This is a genomic window from Thermoplasmata archaeon (assembly GCA_035632695.1).
Lineage (GTDB): Archaea > Thermoplasmatota > Thermoplasmata > RBG-16-68-12 > RBG-16-68-12 > RBG-16-68-12.
In genome coordinates this window covers 1-17059 of the sequence record DASQGG010000005.1, presented here as the reverse complement: position 1 = coordinate 17059, position 17059 = coordinate 1, and the positions used below count along the sequence as shown (strand labels likewise).

Annotated in this window: 16 protein-coding genes and 1 tRNA gene; 6 read left to right on the top strand and 11 right to left on the bottom strand. The window is 67.7% G+C overall.

Going from position 1 to position 17059, the window contains the following annotated elements; all coding sequences use genetic code 11:
- Positions 1-11: 11 nt before the first annotated feature.
- From VEY12_00265 to VEY12_00255, 3 genes are all read right to left on the bottom strand, one after another.
- On the bottom strand, positions 12-248 hold the full coding sequence (locus VEY12_00265; GenBank protein HYM38564.1) for a hypothetical protein: 237 nt from the start codon (positions 246-248) through the stop codon (positions 12-14).
- A 7-nt stretch (positions 249-255) separates the two neighbouring features.
- Entirely contained in the window at positions 256-1620 is a 1365-nt protein-coding gene (locus VEY12_00260; GenBank protein ID HYM38563.1) for an aspartate aminotransferase family protein, read from the bottom strand.
- Positions 1621-1705: 85 nt separating this feature from the next.
- A complete protein-coding gene (locus VEY12_00255) occupies positions 1706-2611 on the bottom strand; it encodes a mechanosensitive ion channel family protein (GenBank protein ID HYM38562.1) in 906 nt (301 codons plus the stop codon).
- Between the two features lie 213 nt (positions 2612-2824).
- On the opposite strand from VEY12_00255, the gene VEY12_00250 reads away from it, so the two are divergent.
- From VEY12_00250 to VEY12_00240, 3 genes are all read left to right on the top strand, one after another.
- On the top strand, positions 2825-4492 hold the full coding sequence (locus VEY12_00250) for a D-aminoacylase (GenBank protein HYM38561.1): 1668 nt from the start codon (positions 2825-2827) through the stop codon (positions 4490-4492).
- Positions 4493-4540: 48 nt separating this feature from the next.
- Positions 4541-5107: a Rab family GTPase gene (locus VEY12_00245; protein ID HYM38560.1), complete on the top strand. Its 567-nt coding sequence runs from the start codon at positions 4541-4543 to the stop codon at positions 5105-5107.
- 147 nt (positions 5108-5254) lie between these two features.
- The gene (locus tag VEY12_00240; GenBank protein ID HYM38559.1) at positions 5255-7168 is read left to right on the top strand and encodes a S9 family peptidase; all 1914 of its coding nucleotides are present in this window, start codon (positions 5255-5257) and stop codon (positions 7166-7168) included.
- Positions 7169-7372: 204 nt separating this feature from the next.
- On the opposite strand, the gene VEY12_00235 is transcribed toward VEY12_00240, so the two are convergent.
- Both VEY12_00235 and VEY12_00230 read right to left on the bottom strand, forming a co-directional pair.
- Positions 7373-7445 (bottom strand) — tRNA-Val (locus VEY12_00235).
- Positions 7446-7489: 44 nt separating this feature from the next.
- The gene (locus VEY12_00230) at positions 7490-7783 is read right to left on the bottom strand and encodes a hypothetical protein (GenBank protein ID HYM38558.1); all 294 of its coding nucleotides are present in this window, start codon (positions 7781-7783) and stop codon (positions 7490-7492) included.
- Between the two features lie 141 nt (positions 7784-7924).
- On the opposite strand from VEY12_00230, the gene VEY12_00225 reads away from it, so the two are divergent.
- On the top strand, positions 7925-9022 hold the full coding sequence (locus tag VEY12_00225) for a pyridoxal phosphate-dependent aminotransferase (GenBank protein ID HYM38557.1): 1098 nt from the start codon (positions 7925-7927) through the stop codon (positions 9020-9022).
- Positions 9023-9181: 159 nt separating this feature from the next.
- Positions 9182-10687 carry an aminobutyraldehyde dehydrogenase gene (locus VEY12_00220; protein HYM38556.1) on the top strand — a complete coding sequence of 502 codons (1506 nt, stop codon included), beginning with the start codon at positions 9182-9184 and terminating at the stop codon, positions 10685-10687.
- Here the strand turns inward: VEY12_00220 and VEY12_00215 are convergent.
- The 4 genes from VEY12_00215 to VEY12_00200 all read right to left on the bottom strand — a co-directional run bounded on the left by VEY12_00215 (position 10632) and on the right by VEY12_00200 (position 14817).
- Entirely contained in the window at positions 10632-12269 is a 1638-nt protein-coding gene (locus VEY12_00215) for a hypothetical protein (protein ID HYM38555.1), read from the bottom strand. The two genes, VEY12_00220 and VEY12_00215, sit on opposite strands and share 56 nt — an antisense overlap.
- Positions 12270-12348: 79 nt before the next feature.
- Positions 12349-13548 carry a saccharopine dehydrogenase NADP-binding domain-containing protein gene (locus tag VEY12_00210; protein ID HYM38554.1) on the bottom strand — a complete coding sequence of 400 codons (1200 nt, stop codon included), beginning with the start codon at positions 13546-13548 and terminating at the stop codon, positions 12349-12351.
- Positions 13549-13632: 84 nt separating this feature from the next.
- Entirely contained in the window at positions 13633-14409 is a 777-nt protein-coding gene (locus tag VEY12_00205; protein HYM38553.1) for an alpha/beta hydrolase, read from the bottom strand.
- Between the two features lie 60 nt (positions 14410-14469).
- Positions 14470-14817, bottom strand: a complete 348-nt coding sequence (locus VEY12_00200; protein ID HYM38552.1) for a PKD domain-containing protein — start codon at positions 14815-14817, stop codon at positions 14470-14472.
- On the opposite strand from VEY12_00200, the gene VEY12_00195 reads away from it, so the two are divergent.
- Entirely contained in the window at positions 14807-15271 is a 465-nt protein-coding gene (locus VEY12_00195) for a hypothetical protein (protein HYM38551.1), read from the top strand. The two genes, VEY12_00200 and VEY12_00195, sit on opposite strands and share 11 nt — an antisense overlap.
- A gap of 56 nt (positions 15272-15327) precedes the next feature.
- On the opposite strand, the gene ccmA is transcribed toward VEY12_00195, so the two are convergent.
- Positions 15328-16224, bottom strand: coding sequence for a heme ABC exporter ATP-binding protein CcmA (gene ccmA / locus VEY12_00190; protein HYM38550.1), 897 nt, complete (start codon positions 16222-16224; stop codon positions 15328-15330).
- A gap of 16 nt (positions 16225-16240) precedes the next feature.
- Positions 16241-16915 (bottom strand): hypothetical protein, encoded by a 675-nt coding sequence (locus VEY12_00185; protein ID HYM38549.1) that lies wholly within the window; start codon positions 16913-16915, stop codon positions 16241-16243.
- Between the last annotated feature and the right edge of the window lie 144 nt (positions 16916-17059).

Below are 17059 nucleotides of genomic sequence, written 5' to 3'. Positions count from 1 at the left end.
GGATGGCCCCCTTATGGGATCGCAGCCCTCGTGTTCCTCCACAGGACGGACGTCACCCAGAGACAGGCCGCGAAGCCCAGCAGGTAGAGCCCCCACAGGCCGACGGATGCGCCAGGTTCACCCCACAGGAAGAAGAGGGTCTCGTAGCCGAAACCGGCCCCGAAGGCGAAAGCGACCGCGGCACTGATGAAGATGAGGGCGCTCCGATACAGATGGGCACGCGCCCGGTCCTCCTGGGTCGACCGCATCGACGTCTCAGATCGCCTCGATGAGGGGCATCTCCGGCTGGACCTGCTTGATCATCTCCGCGACTTCGTTGAAGGCCTCGAGGTGTGTCGCGACGTCCGCCTTCGTGTGAGCGACGGAGCACGTCCACTGCTCGTCCGGGCCCGTGGCCATGGGGATGATCCCACGGTTCAGCATGGCCGTGTTGTAGTTCCACCAGCGCGCCACGTCGACACCCTGGAAGGACCGCCAGTCCACGACGGGCTTGTGCGTGAAGTGGACCGTGCCGCTGATGCCGGCATACTGGACCTTCATGAACAGGTGGTGGTCCTCGATGAGGTCGATGTAGCCCTTCGCGAGGCTATCGCCAATGGCCTGCGCGTGTTTCATGCCCGCCGGAGTGAGTATCTTCGTCAACGTGACGAGCCCCGCGCGGATGCTCACGGGGTTCGCGTTGTACGTCCCCGCGTGCGCGATCTGGCCCGGGACGACCTGGTCCATGATCTCGGCCTTGCCGCCAACCGCGCTCAGCGGGAAGCCGCCGCCGATCGCCTTCCCGAACACCTTGACGTCCGGCGTGACGCCGAAGGCCTCCTGTGCGCCGCCGTACCACTTGCCGCACGTCTTGACCTCGTCGAAGATCAGGACTGCGCCCGTGTCGTCCGCGAGGTCGCGCAGGCCCTCCAGGAATCCCGGTTTCGGCAGGATGAAACCCATGTTCATGGGGACCGGCTCGAGGATGATCCCCGCGAGGTCGTCCGCGTTCTCGCGGACGATGGCCTCCGTCGCGGCGAGGTCGTTGAACGGCGCGACCACCGTGTTCTTCGTGAGGTCGGGGACCAAACCTTTGGACGAGGGCACCGGCGTGGGCCGCCGCGGATCGCCTTGGCGCTCCGGGGTCGGCTTGATGGAGACCATGAGGGAGTCGTGGCTCCCGTGGTAGCAGCCCTCGAACTTCAAGATCCTGGAGCGGCCCGTGACGCCCCGCGCGAGGCGCACGGAGAACAGGGTGCCCTCGAGCCCCGTGTTCGAGAACTTGATCCGGTCGATGTTGAAGCGCTTGCACATGTGGGCCGCGAGCGGGGCGGCTTCCTCCCCCTCGAACCCGAAGATGGTCCCGTTGGCCACGCGCTCCCGCATCGCCTTCGTCAGGACGGGATGGCTGTGGCCCGCCACGAGGGCGCCGAAGGCCATGTTGAAATCGATGTACTCGTTGCCGTCGACGTCCCAGATCCGGCTCCCCTTGGCCCGATCCACGAAGATCGGATACGGGTCCAGGAGGCGGTAGTTGCTGTTCACCCCGAACGGGATGGACCGCTTGGCCGTCTCGAACGCCTTCGCGGACTTCTTCGTGCGCACACGGAATGCTTCCTGCTCCTCTTCGACAGTGCCCATGGTATCTTATGGCGATGCGAACGGCGGCAAGGTATAAACAGGTTGGCGCGACCGCGCCGGGAGAACATATACCGTAGAGGGAGCCCTAGCCCTCCGACGCGCCGAGGCTCGCCGCGGCGCGGGACACGTCGAGGAGGATCGAGCTCCGCGGCGGATCCTCGAAGGCGCTCTTGCACAGGGCGTCCACCGCGAGGATCGTGGACGTGGGCGTGATCGCCTGGAGGAGGACCTGGACCCGGTACGGGTCGACGATCCACGGGTTCCGGCGGACGGCCGCGGCCACGGCCTCGAGCAGCCGCTCCGGGTCCGGGTGGCCGGGGACCTCGTACCGGGTGCGGACCCAGCGCGGGTTCGAGTGCCGGAGGACCGCGGCCTGGACCATGACGTTGTTGGGGAACTTCATGAGCGGTCCGTCGTCCAGGGCGACCGCGGTGTACGTGAGGCTGAGGTCCTCGACGACGCCTGTGTACCCGGGGACGAACCGGTCGTCGGAAAAGAACTTCCCGGGGTACGCGGGAACGACCACCCCGTACTGCCACGTCGTAATCGTCACGCGGTCCCCGACCTCGAACGGGCGTGCGATCAGGAGGAGGACGCCGCCGAAGACGTTCGAGAGGACCGTGGTCCCCGCCAAGCCCAGGACGAGCCCCGCGAACGTGCCTCCGGCCAGGAGGGCGGTCCCGCTCACGCCGAGGAGGCCGAGGACGACGAACGAGAGGACGACATACCCGGCCAGGCGGAAGGCCACGGAGACCGTCGCGCCGAAGCCCGGGTTGAAGGTCCGCGAGACCATCCTCCGCAACGCGCGGCCCAGGACGCCAATCGCGAGGAGGCCGACGGAAGCCGCGAGGACCACCTGGATCAGGACGAGGAGCGGGACCGGAAGCGCGAGGAAGGCGGAGAGGAAGTAGAACAGAATGGCTCCCGCGAGGATCAGGGAGCACACCGTGAGGATCTCGCGGGCCAGGATCCAGTGATGTTCCCGGGGCATGCGGTTCCGACGTCACCAGGAGCTAAGAGGTTTTGGCCCCGCGGCCCGCACCTTCGGATGGCATTCCGGGGGCCATGGAGAGCGGCAAGCAGCAGTCGACACCCGTTAACCTTAAACAAGGTTGATTTCGGGCGGCCCCATCCGTGTGTCTGCGGCCCCGCTGCCCGTGGGGTCCATCGGCGGGCTTAATGTCCCCGGTGGAATCCGCCCCGCATGGCCTACGATGTGGTCGTCCGGAACGGACGACTCCTCGACGGCACGGGGACGCCGTGGGCCCTGCGGGACGTCGGCGTGCGCAAGGGGAAGATCGCCACGGTGGGGCGGCTCGGCCGCGCGAGCGCGGCGCTTGAGATCGATGCCGCGGGGAAGTACGTCACGCCGGGCTTCATCGACATTCACACCCACAGCGACATCGGCCTGCTCGTTGAGCGCACCGCGGAGGCGGCGGTGCGTCAAGGCGTCACCACCCAGGTGATCGGGAACTGCGGGGACTCGCCCGCGCCCATCAGCGACCGGTACCGCGAGCTCGCGGTGCGGCGTTTCACCTACTACGCGCAAGCATCCGAGTGGACCTGGTCCACGTATGGCGAATACCTCGACTACCTGGAGGCCGGCGGCATCGGGATCAACGTCGCGGGGCTCGTCGGGCACGGTTCCGTGCGGCTCGCGACGATGGGCTTCGACGAGCGTGCCCCGACGCAGGCCGAGCTCCGGGAGATGAAGGGGCACGTGGACGAGGCCATGCGTGCGGGCACCTTCGGGATGAGCTCGGGCCTCGTGTATCCGCCCGGCTGCTTCGCGGCAACGGACGAACTCGTCGAACTCGCGAAGGTGGTCGCCCGCCGCGGCGGATTCTACGCATCCCACATCCGCGGGGAGCGCGAGACGATCCTGGACGCCGTGCGCGAGTGCCTCGTGATCGGAGAACGCGCCGGATGCCCGGTCCAGATCAGCCATAACGCGCCGAAGTACGGCGCCACCGTCAAGGCGCGTGACGTTCAGAGGCTCTGGGAGGGTGCACGCGCTCGGGGAATCGAGGTCACGGTGGACAACGACACGCATACGGATTTCGGCCCGAACCTCAGCCACGGTCTGCCCCAGTGGACGCAGAAGATGACCACGGACGAACTCATCACGATGCTCCAGGACCCGGCGAAGCGAGAGGAGCTCAAGCGGGAGGTGAAGGAGGACCGAAAGCCCGCGGCGGGCTACGCCGGGCTCCTGGTCCACGACCGCTTCGACCGGATCTTCCTGCTGCGGTGTCCGCGCGATCCGTCGAAGGAGGGGCTCACGATCGCGGCGCTCGGAGAGCGGCGCGGCGTGGATCCCTGGACCGCGTACTTCGACGCGATCGTCGACGAGCGCGACGAGGCCATCGGCCTGTTCGACTACATCGACATCGAGGAGATCAAGGCCACGTTGCGCCACCCGCTCGTCATGATCTGCTCGGACGGGTGGATCCTGCCGCGGGAGCAGCGAACCGCGCCGTCGGCACCCTACCTGCCGTGCACATTCGGCGAGTACCCCGGCGTGCTCGAGCGTTTCGTCGTGCAGGAGCCCGTCCTGCGGCTCGAGGAGGCGATCTGGAAGATGAGCGGCATGCCCGCGGCCAAGCTCGGCCTGTGGGACCGCGGCCTCGTCCGTCCCGGATCCTGGGCGGACCTGGTCGTCTTCGACCTGCCCCGCGTGCGGGACCGTGCGTCGAACCTCTGGCCCCACGCCTTCCCGTTCGTGAACTATCCCCACGACTTCCCCGAGGGAATCGACTGGGTCCTCGTGAACGGGGAGGTGGCGGTCCGGGAGGGGCGGCCGACGGGCAGCCGGTCGGGCCGGGTCCTCCGGCACGCCGGAAGCCCGACCGGGACCGCATCTCACATCTGATAACCGGGGCGGAGCGTTGATACCCGCCGACGGCGGACTCGCGTCCGCGTGGACATCAACGGCGTGCTGAAGGCGAAGATCTGCCTCATCGGCGAGGCCGCGGTCGGGAAGACCTCCCTGATCCGCCGCTACGTGGAGGACGCCTTCGACGACCGGTACATATCGACCCTGGGCAGCAAGGTGAGCCTGAAAAAGATCTGGCTCACCTCCCGCAGCGAGCCCTCCCAGAATGTGGAGGTCCAGCTCAACATCTGGGATTTGATCGGCGAACGCTCCTACTTGGACACCCTGCACCGGCAGTACCTGCAGGGCGCGCAGGGAATCATCGCCGTGTGCGACGTCACGCGGTACTCCACGTTCGAGGCCCTGGAAGAGTGGATCTCGGCCGCGTTCAAGATCACGGGCGAAGTGCCCCTCGCCATCGTGGTCAACAAGGTGGACCTGCGGGGCGAGATCATGTGCCTCTACGACGAGCATGAGCCGCAGGAACGGGCCGAGCGGAACCACGGCTTCGCGCTCTGGGCGTCCGCGAAGACGGGAGAGAACGTGAACCCCATCTTCGGCAAGATGGCCCTCGCCGTCGTGCGGCGCATCGCGTCCCCCGACCTCGCATGAGCCACGGGGCGGACGTCACCGGGCTTGTCCTGGCGGCCCGGGTTCCGGAAGGGGTCGGGGCCCCTGAAGGCCGCCCCCGGTAAGGATTGCGCCGCGCGTCGGGGTCCTCGCGTTATGTTTAAGCGGATGGCTGCGGTCCGCGCGGCCATGTCCCGACCCGTCGAGGCCGAAGACCTGGCCGCCTACGCGTTCCTCTCCGAGCCCTCCCTGTCCCCGGACGGCTCCCTGGCCGCACTCTCTGTCCACCGTGCCCTCTTGGACAAGGACGAGTACGAGAGCAACCTCTGGCTCGTGCCGCTCCACGTGGGTGCGCCGCGGCAGCTCACCACCGCAGGGAAGGATTCCGCGCCGAAGTTCTCCCCGGACGGCAATCGGATCCTGTTCACCTCGCGCCGGGAGATGGGGAAGGACGACAAGGGTAACGGGTTGTACGTGATCCCGGTGGACGGCGGCGAGGCGAGGTTCCTCTTGCCGCGGAAGGAGGGCATCGACGCGCCCGCATGGTCTCCGGACGGGACGCGGGTCCTGTTCCTCTCCAACGTCGGCACGGACGACGAAGACATCCGGACCGTCCGGAGAATCAACTTCTGGTACAACGAGAAGGGCTTCATCTACAACCTACGGAAGCACGTCTTCGTCCTCGACCTGTCCTCGAACGAGGTCAAGCAGCTCACCCAGGGCGAGTTCGACGTCGCCCACGCGTACTGGTCCCACGACGGGAAACGGATTGCCTACACCGCGGCGACCGAGGACGGACGGCCGTACTTGAGCGACCTGTTCGTCCTCGACGTCGCTGCCGGAAGCGCGCAACAGCTCACGCCGCACACGATGGAAATCGGCACGGCCGCCTGGTCCCCGGATGATCGCCGCATCCTGTTCACCGGTGACGAACTGCCGCGGGGCTTCGCGTCCCACGAGCACCTCTGGTGGATCGACGTCGCCGGGGGGAAGCCGGAGCGCGTGGACGCGTTCGACCGGAACGTGAGCCCTGGCCTGAACTGCGACGTGCGGATGGGCGGGATGAACGCGGAGCCGAAGTGGGTGGGGAATCGGATCACCTTCGCCGTGGCGGAGGGCGGGGCGGCCCACTTGTACGGGATGAACGCGAGCACGCGCAAGGCCGAGCTCTTAGTCGGCGGGGACCGGGCCGTCGAGGCGTTCCAGGTCCACGGCGATGCCGTGGTGTTCACCGCGATGGAGCGTTCCCGGTTGCCCGAGCTGTACGTGTCCCAGGGCCAGGTCCGCGCGCTCACGTCGTTCAACGCGAGGGCCACCGATGACCTCGATCTGCTGGCCCCCGAGCGGCTGACCTTCCGGGCGAGCGACGGCGAGACCGTCGAGGGCTGGCTCTTCAAGCCCCAAAAGGAAGGCAAGGTCCCCCTGATCCTGTACATCCACGGCGGCCCGAAGACCGCGTTCGGCCACACGTACGTCCATGAGTTCCAGGTGTTCGCCGCCAAGGGCTACGCCGTCCTTGCGACGAACCCCCGGGGAAGCGACGGATACTCGGAGGCGTTCGCAGATATCCGCACGCACTACGGGGAGCGCGACTATCAGGACCTCATGGAGGCGGTCGACCACGTGATCGCCGTGCACCCCTGGATCGACGGCTCGCGGCTCGCGGTGGCCGGCGGCTCGTACGGCGGCTTCATGACGAACTGGATCATCGGCCAGACGACGCGGTTCAAGGCCGCGGTCACAGACCGAGGCATCGCGAACTGGTGGACGTTCTGGGCGACGAGCGACATCGGGCCACACTTCACGAAGGACCAGGTCGGCGTGGACCCGTGGGAGGACGAGGAGACCACGATGGCCAAGTCTCCGATCCGGTACGTCAAGAACGTGACCACGCCGCTCCTGATCGTGCACTCGTTCGAGGACCTTCGGTGCTGGCACGTGGAGGCCCTCCAGATGTACACGGCCCTGAAGTACTACGGGAAGGAGGCCGAGCTCTTCCTCGTCCCCAAGGAGAACCACGAGCTCTCTCGGGGCGGCAAGCCGAAGCACCGCGTCGCGCGGCTCAAGGCGTACCTAGGTTGGTTCGGAGCGCACCTGACGTGAGGATGGGCCGACCGTGAACGAACGCTGGCACCGCGGACACCCGATGCCCAAGAACCCCTCGATGGAGGAGCGCATCCGATGGCACGAAGAGCATGCGAAACGCTGCGGATGCCGGCCCATCCCGGAGTCGGTGCAGCGAGAACTCCGCAAGCGCAGCCGAGTCCACACCAAGGACTGGTTCGGGCATCCGAGAGAGGAGAGGAGTGGGCTCGACCGGATTCGAACCGGTGACCTTCACCGTGTCAAGGTGACGTCATAACCACTAGACCACGAGCCCGGCTTCGCGGCCTAAGGGATGATTCCCCTTAAGGCTTTCCGACGTCAGCCCACCGGGGCCCAGAAGATCGTGAGCATATTGGCCTGGTCGTCCTCTTTGTGACAGCCCGGGCTGCAGGCGTACACGTCGCCGGGGGCCCCTTCCATCTTCAGGTTCGCGGTTGCGAACTTCCGCCAGAACACGTCCCACCCCTTGGTCGAGATGTCGCGATAGGGTCCCTGGTACACGTACCAGGCCACCTGCCCGCGCACGTGGGTCCACGTGGGGAGTTCGCCCACCTCGATGTTGCCGTTCGCCTTTGCGTCGAACACCTCGTGGATCGCCTCGCAGCAGGTCATCGAATCTCCCGACGCGACATCGCGGTGAAGCCCGCCAAGTACGTTGCGAACATATCGTTCATCTCCGCGTCGCCGTTCATCCTCCTCGACCGCAATGGATAAGAGGACGGTCGCCGTGGATGCGCTCACCGGAGTGGTCCCATGGCCTCGATCGACAACTTCGAGTTCGCGCACCAGCACCGCAACGAAGTCGCGTGGATGTCTCAGAACACGAACACGCTTCCCATGCATCCCGCGATCCTGGAGGCGATCCGCACAAGCTTCGAGCAGCGCGAGTTCAACAACTACCCGTTCAAGCGGGGCATCTTCGGCCTCCCGGAGGCCATCCTGGAGGACCTCGGCCTGGAGGGCTTCGACCTCGTCCTCACGAACGGCGGCATCGAGGGCGAGTACTTCGCGACCCGCGCCCTCCTGAAGCCGGGCGACGAAGTCGTCTCCACGGACCCCGCGTTCCTGCCCATCCACGCGCAGATCGAGATGTGCGGCGCGAAGGCGAAGGCCGTGGACATCTACCGCAAGCCCTACGTCCTCGCGCCCGAGTGGGCCAACGAGGCCGTCGGGCCCGCGACGAAGGCCATGTTCCTGATCGACCCCGACAACCCCATGGGTTCCGGCTACACACGCTCCCAGGTCAAGGGCGTCGCGGAGGTCGCGCGCGACCACGACCTCGTCCTGATCGACGACATCACGTATCGCGACTTCAACCCGGACCACGTCCTCGCGTCGGAATTCTATCCCGAGAAGACGCTCCTCTCGTACAGCTTCAGCAAGGCCCCTGGCCTTGCGGGAATGCGCGTCGGCGCGATCCTCGGCCCGACGGAACTCATGAAGCAGATCAAGAAGTTCGACACGAACCCGCTCGGCGTGAACGTCCTCGCGCAACGCGCCGCCCTGGCCGCGCTCCGGACGAAGCACGAGTGGCTGCCCGGCATCCGAACGACGTGCGCGAAGAACCAGAAGACCATCAAGGCGGCCGTGGACAAGGTCGACGGCGCGGTCCTGCCCGTGTTCCCGTCCAAGGCGAACATGTTCGTGATCGACGTGAGCGCCACGGGCGTGAACCCGGAGACCCTGGAGGAGCGCCTCCTCCACGACTACTTGGTCCACGGTCGCGCGGGCTCCTACCTGTCCAAGCTGAACGGGAACCGGTTCTTCCGCGTCTCCTTCACGGTGCCCGAGACGGACGCGAAGCGCTTCGCGGATGCGTTCCCGGAGACCATGGCGAAGCTCCGGCGGTAGACCGAATCCTGAGGGCGCAAGTCCTGTGTGCGTCCCTTCCGGAAATCAACCTTGTTTAAGGTTGATTTCCCCGACCGCCCTCCCTATGCCGCGACGGTCCTTCCGCGAAACCTACTTACCCTCACCTGCCATCCTCAGGCAGCCTCGGGGAGGATTGCGTTGGCCAAGCTGGAGTATCTCAACTACATCGGTGGGGAATGGGTCGAGGCGGCGAAGGGCGAGACCTACACGGTGATCAACCCCGCGAACGGCCAGAAGCTCGCCGAGGTCCCGAAGGGCGGAGACGCCGACGCCCGGGCGGCGATCGACGCCGCTCGGGAGGCGTTCGACAAGGGGAAGTGGCCCACGATGACGCCGGGCGACCGCGCCGCGGCGCTCCTCAAGCTCGCCGCGCTCATCGAGGCGGACATGGATCGGCTCGCGATCCTGGAGTCCAAGAACCAGGGCAAGACGATCAAGCAGGCCCGCGACGGCGACCTGCCGTTCAGCGTGGACAACCTGCGCTTCATGGCGGGCGCCGCGAGGACCCTCGCCGGATCCGCGTCCATGGAGTTCGCGTACGGGGCCACGAGCATCCTCCGCCGCGAGCCCGTCGGTGTCGTGGGGTCGATCACCCCGTGGAACTACCCGTTCATGATGGCGATCTGGAAGATCGCGCCCGCCCTGGCCGCGGGCAACTGCGTGGTCCTCAAGCCGGCGTCCCTCACACCCCTGACCACGATCGAGCTGGGCAAGATCATCGAGAAGGCGGGCCTGCCCAAGGGGACTGTGAACGTGCTCACCGGACCCGGCTCCGTCCTGGGCGAAGCGATCTCCGCCTCGGAGAAGGTGGACATGGTCTCCCTCACCGGGGACACGAGCACGGGCAAGGAGATCATGCGGGCCGGAGCGAACAACGTGAAGCGGCTGCACCTCGAGCTGGGCGGCAAAGCCCCCTTCATCGTCTTCGACGACGCGAACCTCGAGGCCGCGGCCCAGGGCGCCGTGGCCGCGTCCATGGTGAACGGCGGCCAGGACTGCACGCAGGCCGCGCGCTTCCTCGTCCAGGAGAAGGTGTACCCGAAGTTCGTGAAGCGCATGGTCGAGCTGCTCAAGACGATTCGGATCGGCGACCCCCTGGAGCGGAGCACGGACCTCGGGCCGCTCGTGAGCGACAAGCAGCGGGAGAAGGTCGAGAAGTACGCCGGCATCGCGAAGGAGGAGGGCGCGAAGCTCGAGATCGGCGGCGCGCGACCCAAGGACAAGCGCTTCGAGAAGGGGTGGTACTACCTCCCGACCCTCTTCAGCGACGCCACGTTCGACATGCGCATCAGCTGCGAGGAGGTCTTCGGACCCATCGTCACGGCGATGTCCTTCAAGACGGAGGCGGAGGCCATCGAGATCGCGAACGGCGTGGTCTACGGTCTCTACTCGAGCGTCTGGACGAAGGACATCCATCGCGCGTTCCGCGTGGCCAATGCGATGCGCTTCGGGGCCGCGGAGATCAACGAGCACCTGCCCCTCGTGAGCGAGATGCCCCACGGCGGGTACAAGCAGAGCGGGTTCGGCAAGGACCTCTCCATGTACAGCCTGGAGGAATACACGAACGTGAAGCACGTGTTCGTCGACCTCACGAACGCGGATCGCAAGCCGTGGCACTACATGACGTTCGGCGATCCCCTGTGAGGGCTCCCGGCACGAGACCCAGGGCACCCGCGAAGACCGAGCCCGCCGGCAGTGCGGCTCCGGGGGACCCCGCCCTCGTGACGAGCGTGCCGACGAAGGGGACCAGATTGAACAGGGCGGTCGTCGCCCGGGCCGAGTCGGTCCATGCGCCGAGAAGTTCCTGCATGGACAGCAGGGTCCCGTACCGCGTTCCCCCGGGGCTCCCCGCATAGTACACGACCGTGTGCGGGGACGGGAGGGCGAGCGGGAACGCGGTCGGCGTCACGTTGGCCGAGGGCGTGTAGCTCGTGCTCAGAGTCACGACCTGTCCCGCCTGCGTCTCGGCATAGATCCGCGACGCCTCTCTCACGAGAAACACGGATTGGACCAGGCCCGGAACCGTCGCGAGGGACTGGGGAACCGGTACGCCGGTCCCGTTCACCGTGGCGAAGCGCGTGCGATTGTCCCCCGGGCTGTACCACGCCGTGTAGACCGAGTCCCCCGCGCGGCTCAGCGGCGCGCCGACGGGCCGCAGGCTGGCATCGCCCGCCGTGTACTCGAAGACCTTGGAGAGGTTGGTCAGGTCGATCGCCACGAACCCCGTGGACACGGACGACCGGACCGGCACGAACAGGCGGGGAGGGGTCGGCGTCTGGACGAACCCGATGTCCCCGGCGACCGAGGCGCGCATCCCGCCGAGGGTGAGCGGCACCCAGCCTCGGATCTTGCCGGTGACGTTCACGACCTCCAGCGTGTCGTTCGTCAGGGGGAACACGAGCGCCTGGCCCGGTCCCGACCGCCACGCGTCCCCGGAGGTCACCGCGAGAGAATCGTAGTACACGAACGGACGGGCAGAGAGGGTGGCATTGAGTGCGAACGCGACTCGGCCCGACGTGGCGGCGCAGGGGCAATACCCCGCGTGCACGTAGTCCGTCTCGAACACCATCGTGTGGTTTCCGTCCGACGCATAGAAGTACTCGTACGGCCCGACCGGGAACTGTGCCAGACCGATGCCCACGACATGCTGGAGCGGCGCGACGAGCATGTCGCCGGCCGACGCGGGATCCTCGCCGGTCCACGTCGGAGGGAAGGGGACTTGGGAACGGAAGAAGACGGTCCGCTTGAAGGGGTCCGCCGCGACGAAGTCCCGGCCCGAGAAGTACGCGATCGCACCGGTCCGGGTCGGCGGGCCCGTGGTACCGTTGATGGCCCAGTCCCGCGCCGGGACGATGTAGTACACCGCCTCGAGGGGCGAGCCGGCCTCTCCGAAGTCCGGGGAGAGATCGAGCCACACGGAGTCGTTTCCCGCGCGGAACGGATTCTCGTTGTACCCTAGCGCGTATTTCGAGAGATTCATCTGGATGACACCTTGGCGGGCCGCGTTGATCACCCAGAGCCCGCCCACCGCATCGTTCAGGGGCGTCGTGGGTCCGAGCACGGGCCGCAGGTACGCGAGGCCGGGCAAGAGAGGCGCCGTCCACGCCGTGGCGGTGGAGGGGGTCGGCGCGGAATGCGGCAAGGACGTGAGGAGGTAGATCCCGACGGCCAAGACGACCGCCGCGGCGATCACGAACACCAAGACGATCAGAAGGTCCCGCCGCATCGCCAAGCTCCCTCGTCGTGTAGGAGGCGCCCTGGGGCTTTCAACGTTTCGACGGGTCCCCGCAGGAAGATGGATCGCCTCACGGGGCGACGGGCGGCTCGGACCACTCCAGGGGAAGCTTCCTCGCGGACCACGCCTTCCATACGGGGGCCGGATCGAGCGCCTCGGACGTCGCGACCCCGTGCCGGAGGGCCTTGTCCCCCATCATCCGAAGGCCGATCGACGCGCCCACCGCGGTCAGGTAGTACCCCGCCGTCGTGCTCCGCCTCCGGTTCGCCTCCTGGTGGGTGAAGACGATGTCCCCACGCCGCACGCGGCGCTCGCCGCCCCGCGTCCCCTCGACCTCCACGGTCAGCGCCTCGAGGCCCTCGAGGGGCAAGGAGAGCGCCGACGGCTCGGGGAACGCCGCGATCAGCGCCCGCCGGAACGGGACCATCTGATCCCCGGCGCGGACCGCGTGCGAGTCCTCCAGCAGGCCGAGCTTCTGCAGCGCCAGGAGGGCGCGCACGAGGTTCGGGTCGAGCGCCATCTTGTAGTCGACGCGCCGGAGGGGCTTCCGGAAAGCGCGCGGGAGCGACTTCGTCTCCTCATGGGAAAGCAGGAACGTCCGCCGCACGCCCACGGGAGGCGGGAACGCGAAATCCTCCGCCTCGCCTAGGGGCGGCCGCTCTTGCAGCTGGCCGTCGAGCCACACCGTCGGGGGGATGAGGACATCGGCGAGGAACGCCTCGCGGGAATAAAGGGGGAACGACGGGACGCGCCCCTCCGGGTCCAGGCTCGCCGATCGGAAGCGCACCGCGTCCACCGCGTCGAAGCGTGCCGCGGCGTCCATGGCCATGACGCTCGAGATGCCCGGGTCCAGGCCCATGGACACGAGGGCGGTCCGCCCAGCCGCCCGGAAGCGCTCGTCGAGGTCGAGCTGTTCGAGAATCCCCGGACGTCCGCCGGGGGCGCGCGGACCCGTGGCGGAGACGTCCAGGTAGTCCGTGCCCGCCTCGAGGGCGGCCTCCATGAGGGAGAGATTGTGCCGCGGCAAGGCCGTGTTCACGATCACGTCGTACCCGCGGATCGCGCGGAGGACCGCGGCCCGGTCCTCGAGGTTGAGCTGCAGGGCCTCGATGGGAATCCGGCCCCGGATCGCGGTCAGGATGCGCGCGCGCTCCCCCTTCTGGTCGGCCAGGAGCAGACCCGTGACGTTCGAATCGGTCCGGAGTTCCGACGCGAGTGTGCGCCCCAGGCCTCCGATGCCGAGGACCGCGATCCGCATCCGGAGGCGCACGGGGACTCGTCCGGCTTAGCTCTTTCGTGCGGGAGGTCGTCCCGCGCGCGCGACCGCGGGACCGCGCCCGGCCATGCGGACGCCTCACGACCCGTGGGCGGACCGCAACCAGCCGAGGAACGCCGCCGCGGTCCGGTCGGGTGCCTCCCACATGGGCATATGCCCGACGCCTGGCAGGAGCACACGGTCCATCGGGCCCGCCTGACGCGCGGGCCTCGCGGCGTCCGCGATGGGGATGAGCTGGTCCGCCTCCCCGTGCAGGACGAGCAGCGGCCGGGGGAGGGCTTCGAGGACCGCGGTCCGGTTCGGCCGGGCCGCCATCGCTGCGAGCCCTGCGATGATTCCCTCCGCGGGAGCGGACTCGACGACGCGTGCCGCCCGAGTCCGGAGCGCCTCGGGCGCGTCGGGTGCGACGAGCTTCGCGGCGAGGTCCGGCAGCAGGGCCCGGGATCCCTCGGCACGCACCTTCTCGATCGTCGCTCGGCGGCCCGCTCGGGCGGCCTCGGAATCGGCGGTCGCGCGCGAGGACACGAGGCCCAGCCCCGCAATCCGAGGGATATCGAGCTCGGCCAGGGCCAGAGCGACGTAGCCTCCGAAGCTGTGCCCCGCCACCGCGACCCGATCCGACCCGCGGTCCCGGAGGAACGGGGCGACGGCGTCCGCGAACGCCTCCACGGTCCACCGCGCCTCAGGGAGGGGCGGGCTTTCCCCGAAGCCCGGGAGGTCCGGGCAGACGACCCGGAAGCCGGCGGCCGCGACCCGCGGGGCCACCTCGGACCAGATCGTCCGGCTCAGGGGCCAACCGTGGAGGAGGACCAGCCGCGGCGATCCGTCCCGGCCGTACGCGTCATGGGCGAGCATCGGAAAAGGGAAGGGGAACCCGGAACAAGAAGCCTCGTTCCGGGTCCGTGATCTCGTCCCTCAGGGGGACGGTTCCTTGGGCGACTCGGGCGGCGCCTCGGGCTTCCGACGGCGCTTCACGGCGAGCATGACCAGCGCGCCCACGACGAGGCCCACGATCAACGCCGCCACGGAATAGACCGTCGTGGTGCCCGAACCGATCACGCCGCCGGACGGGTTCACGACGACCGTCAGCGTGGTCGTGGACGATCCGCCCGCGGTATCGTTCACCCAGAGGTGGACCACGTACGTGCCCGCAGCCCCGAAGCCATGCGTGGCGCTGGCGCCGGTTCCCGTGCTCCCGTCACCGAAGGACCAGGCGTAGGTCAGGGGGCTCGTGCCGCCCGTGGCGGAGGCCGTGAACGTCACCGCATCTCCCGCGTTCGGGTTCGACGTGGACGCGGAGGCGCTCGCAACGGGGAGTGCGTTCACGGTGACCATGACCGTCGCCGCGTTGCTCACTCCGGCGCTGTCCATCGCGGTCAGGTGCACCGCGTACGTGCCCGCCGTGGTGAAGGTGTGCGACGGGCTGGAGGCGTTGCTCAGGCTCCCGTCGGCGAAGTCCCACGTCAAGGTCACGGGGCTGGTCCCGCCCGTCGAGCTGCCCGTGAACCCAACGCTCTGCCCCACGTCGACCGTCGATTTCGACGAACTCGCCATGGCAATCAGGGCCGCGTTCACGGTGACCGTGGTCTGCACGTGGGCCGAACCGCCCGCCGTGTCGTTGACCCACAGGTTCACCGTGAAGGTCGACGCGGAGCTGTACGCATGCGCGGGGTTCTGGGCTGTGCTCGTCGCCCCGTCGCCGAACCTCCAGGAGTAGGTGTACGTTCCGGACCCGCCCGAGAGTGTCCCGGTCCGCCCTCCGAGAGGCGCGCCTCAGGTGAAGAGGTCCTCCAGCGGGTTGTCCATCTCCCGAAGCTCGCGGATCTTCACGCCCCGTGATTCGAGATCGTGGAGGAGGACTGGCACCTGATCCGGGCCTGAGAGTTCACGAAGGAAGTAGTCGCCCTGCCGTGGGTACTCCGCCAAGGCGTCGGAGGGTTCGAGCACGCGGATGCCCACCAGGAAGCGCGCGCTTCGGAGATTCTCAATACGGTCGAACAGCGCGAGCTGCCCGTTCTTGATCGCGAGCACGTACTCGCCGATCTCGCGGGCCTCGTACAGGTTGTGGGAGGAGTACAGGACGATTTTCTCGCGGCTGAGCTCGAGGATCAGGCCGCGGATCTCGCGGGCGAGCTTGGGATCGAGACTGGCGGTGGGCTCGTCCAACAAGTAGATGGCCCGCTCTCGGAGGAAGACCCGGGCGATCGAGACCCGCTTCTTCTGCCCGGCGCTGAGCTTGGAGAGGTAATGCTCGCTCAGGTCCCGAATCTCCAGCAGGTCCAGGACGCGCTCGACATCGGCCGAGGTGGCGCGCTCCACCCGCGCATAGAACTCGAGGGCCTCGCGCACCCGCAGGGCGTCCGGGATGCCATCCATGTGTGAGAGATAGTGCATCTGATTGCGAGCCTGCTGGCGGTCGTTCCGCGCTCCGCCGACGTATACCTCTCCCTCATAGGGTTGGAGGATCCCGGAGAGCGTGCGGAAGAGCGTCGTCTTGCCCGCCCCGTTCGGTCCCAGGACGACATAGACGGCCGGCTCGTCGATCGTGAAGGAGATGTCACGCAGGACCCTGGTCCCGAGATACCCGGCGCTCACCGACCGGCACGAAATGCCGATCCCTTCCGCGGTTCGCGCTGGCTCGGCCCCGGATCCGTGCATCCCCAGGGCCACCGGACCGAACCTCCTCCTACGCCGGCGAGAGAAGCCTCTCGCGGCGCATCAGCCTCTCCATCAGCCTCAGCAGCACGAGCACCAAGGCCACAACCGAGACGACCGCGACGCCGAGCACGATGTACGCGGCGGACGGTCCGTAGGCGGTGTTTGCAGCCACGGCCCCCGCGAGCGCGATGAGCGAAGGTGCGATTCCAATGAGCGGCATCAAACCGATGGGACTGTTCATCCCGGTCCGGGGGGAGGAGAGGGACGTCCAGAACATCCCGATGGCCGCGGCGAACGCCCCCGAAGCGTAGCTCATCGGAATCGAGTAGAGGGCGAGGGAAACCGCGAGGTCGGCCGAAACCGTGCCTCCATCCGCAACGTACACGCCCATCACGACCGCCAAAGAAATGCCGAGCACGATCGTGACAAGGACCAAGGTCGAGACCAAGAGGTTCGCGAACAGCCGCCGGGGGGAGACGCCGTATGCGATGAGGTACTCGAACACGCCCTTGAGGCGGTCGTTCGTGAAGGCCATCAGGCCGCCCATCGAACCCACGACGGTGAACACGGGAAGGAAGAGGGTGAGTATGATCGCAAATGCCGCCCCGGACGTGAGGCCCACGGCGATTCCGAAGATCAAGAGGTAACCGGTACCGACGGCGAGGAAGATCCGGCCCAGGACGATGGATCTGCGGATGGTCACGCCGAGTAAGGAAGGGGGCCCCTCGAATGCAGGCGATGCTGCCATGAAGGTGGGCGACCAGACGCTGCGCCATGCAAGAACCTGTCGGATAACCACGAGGAGTCCGGCGTGGTGTAACGGGGCTCAAGAGTCAAAGCCCTCGGG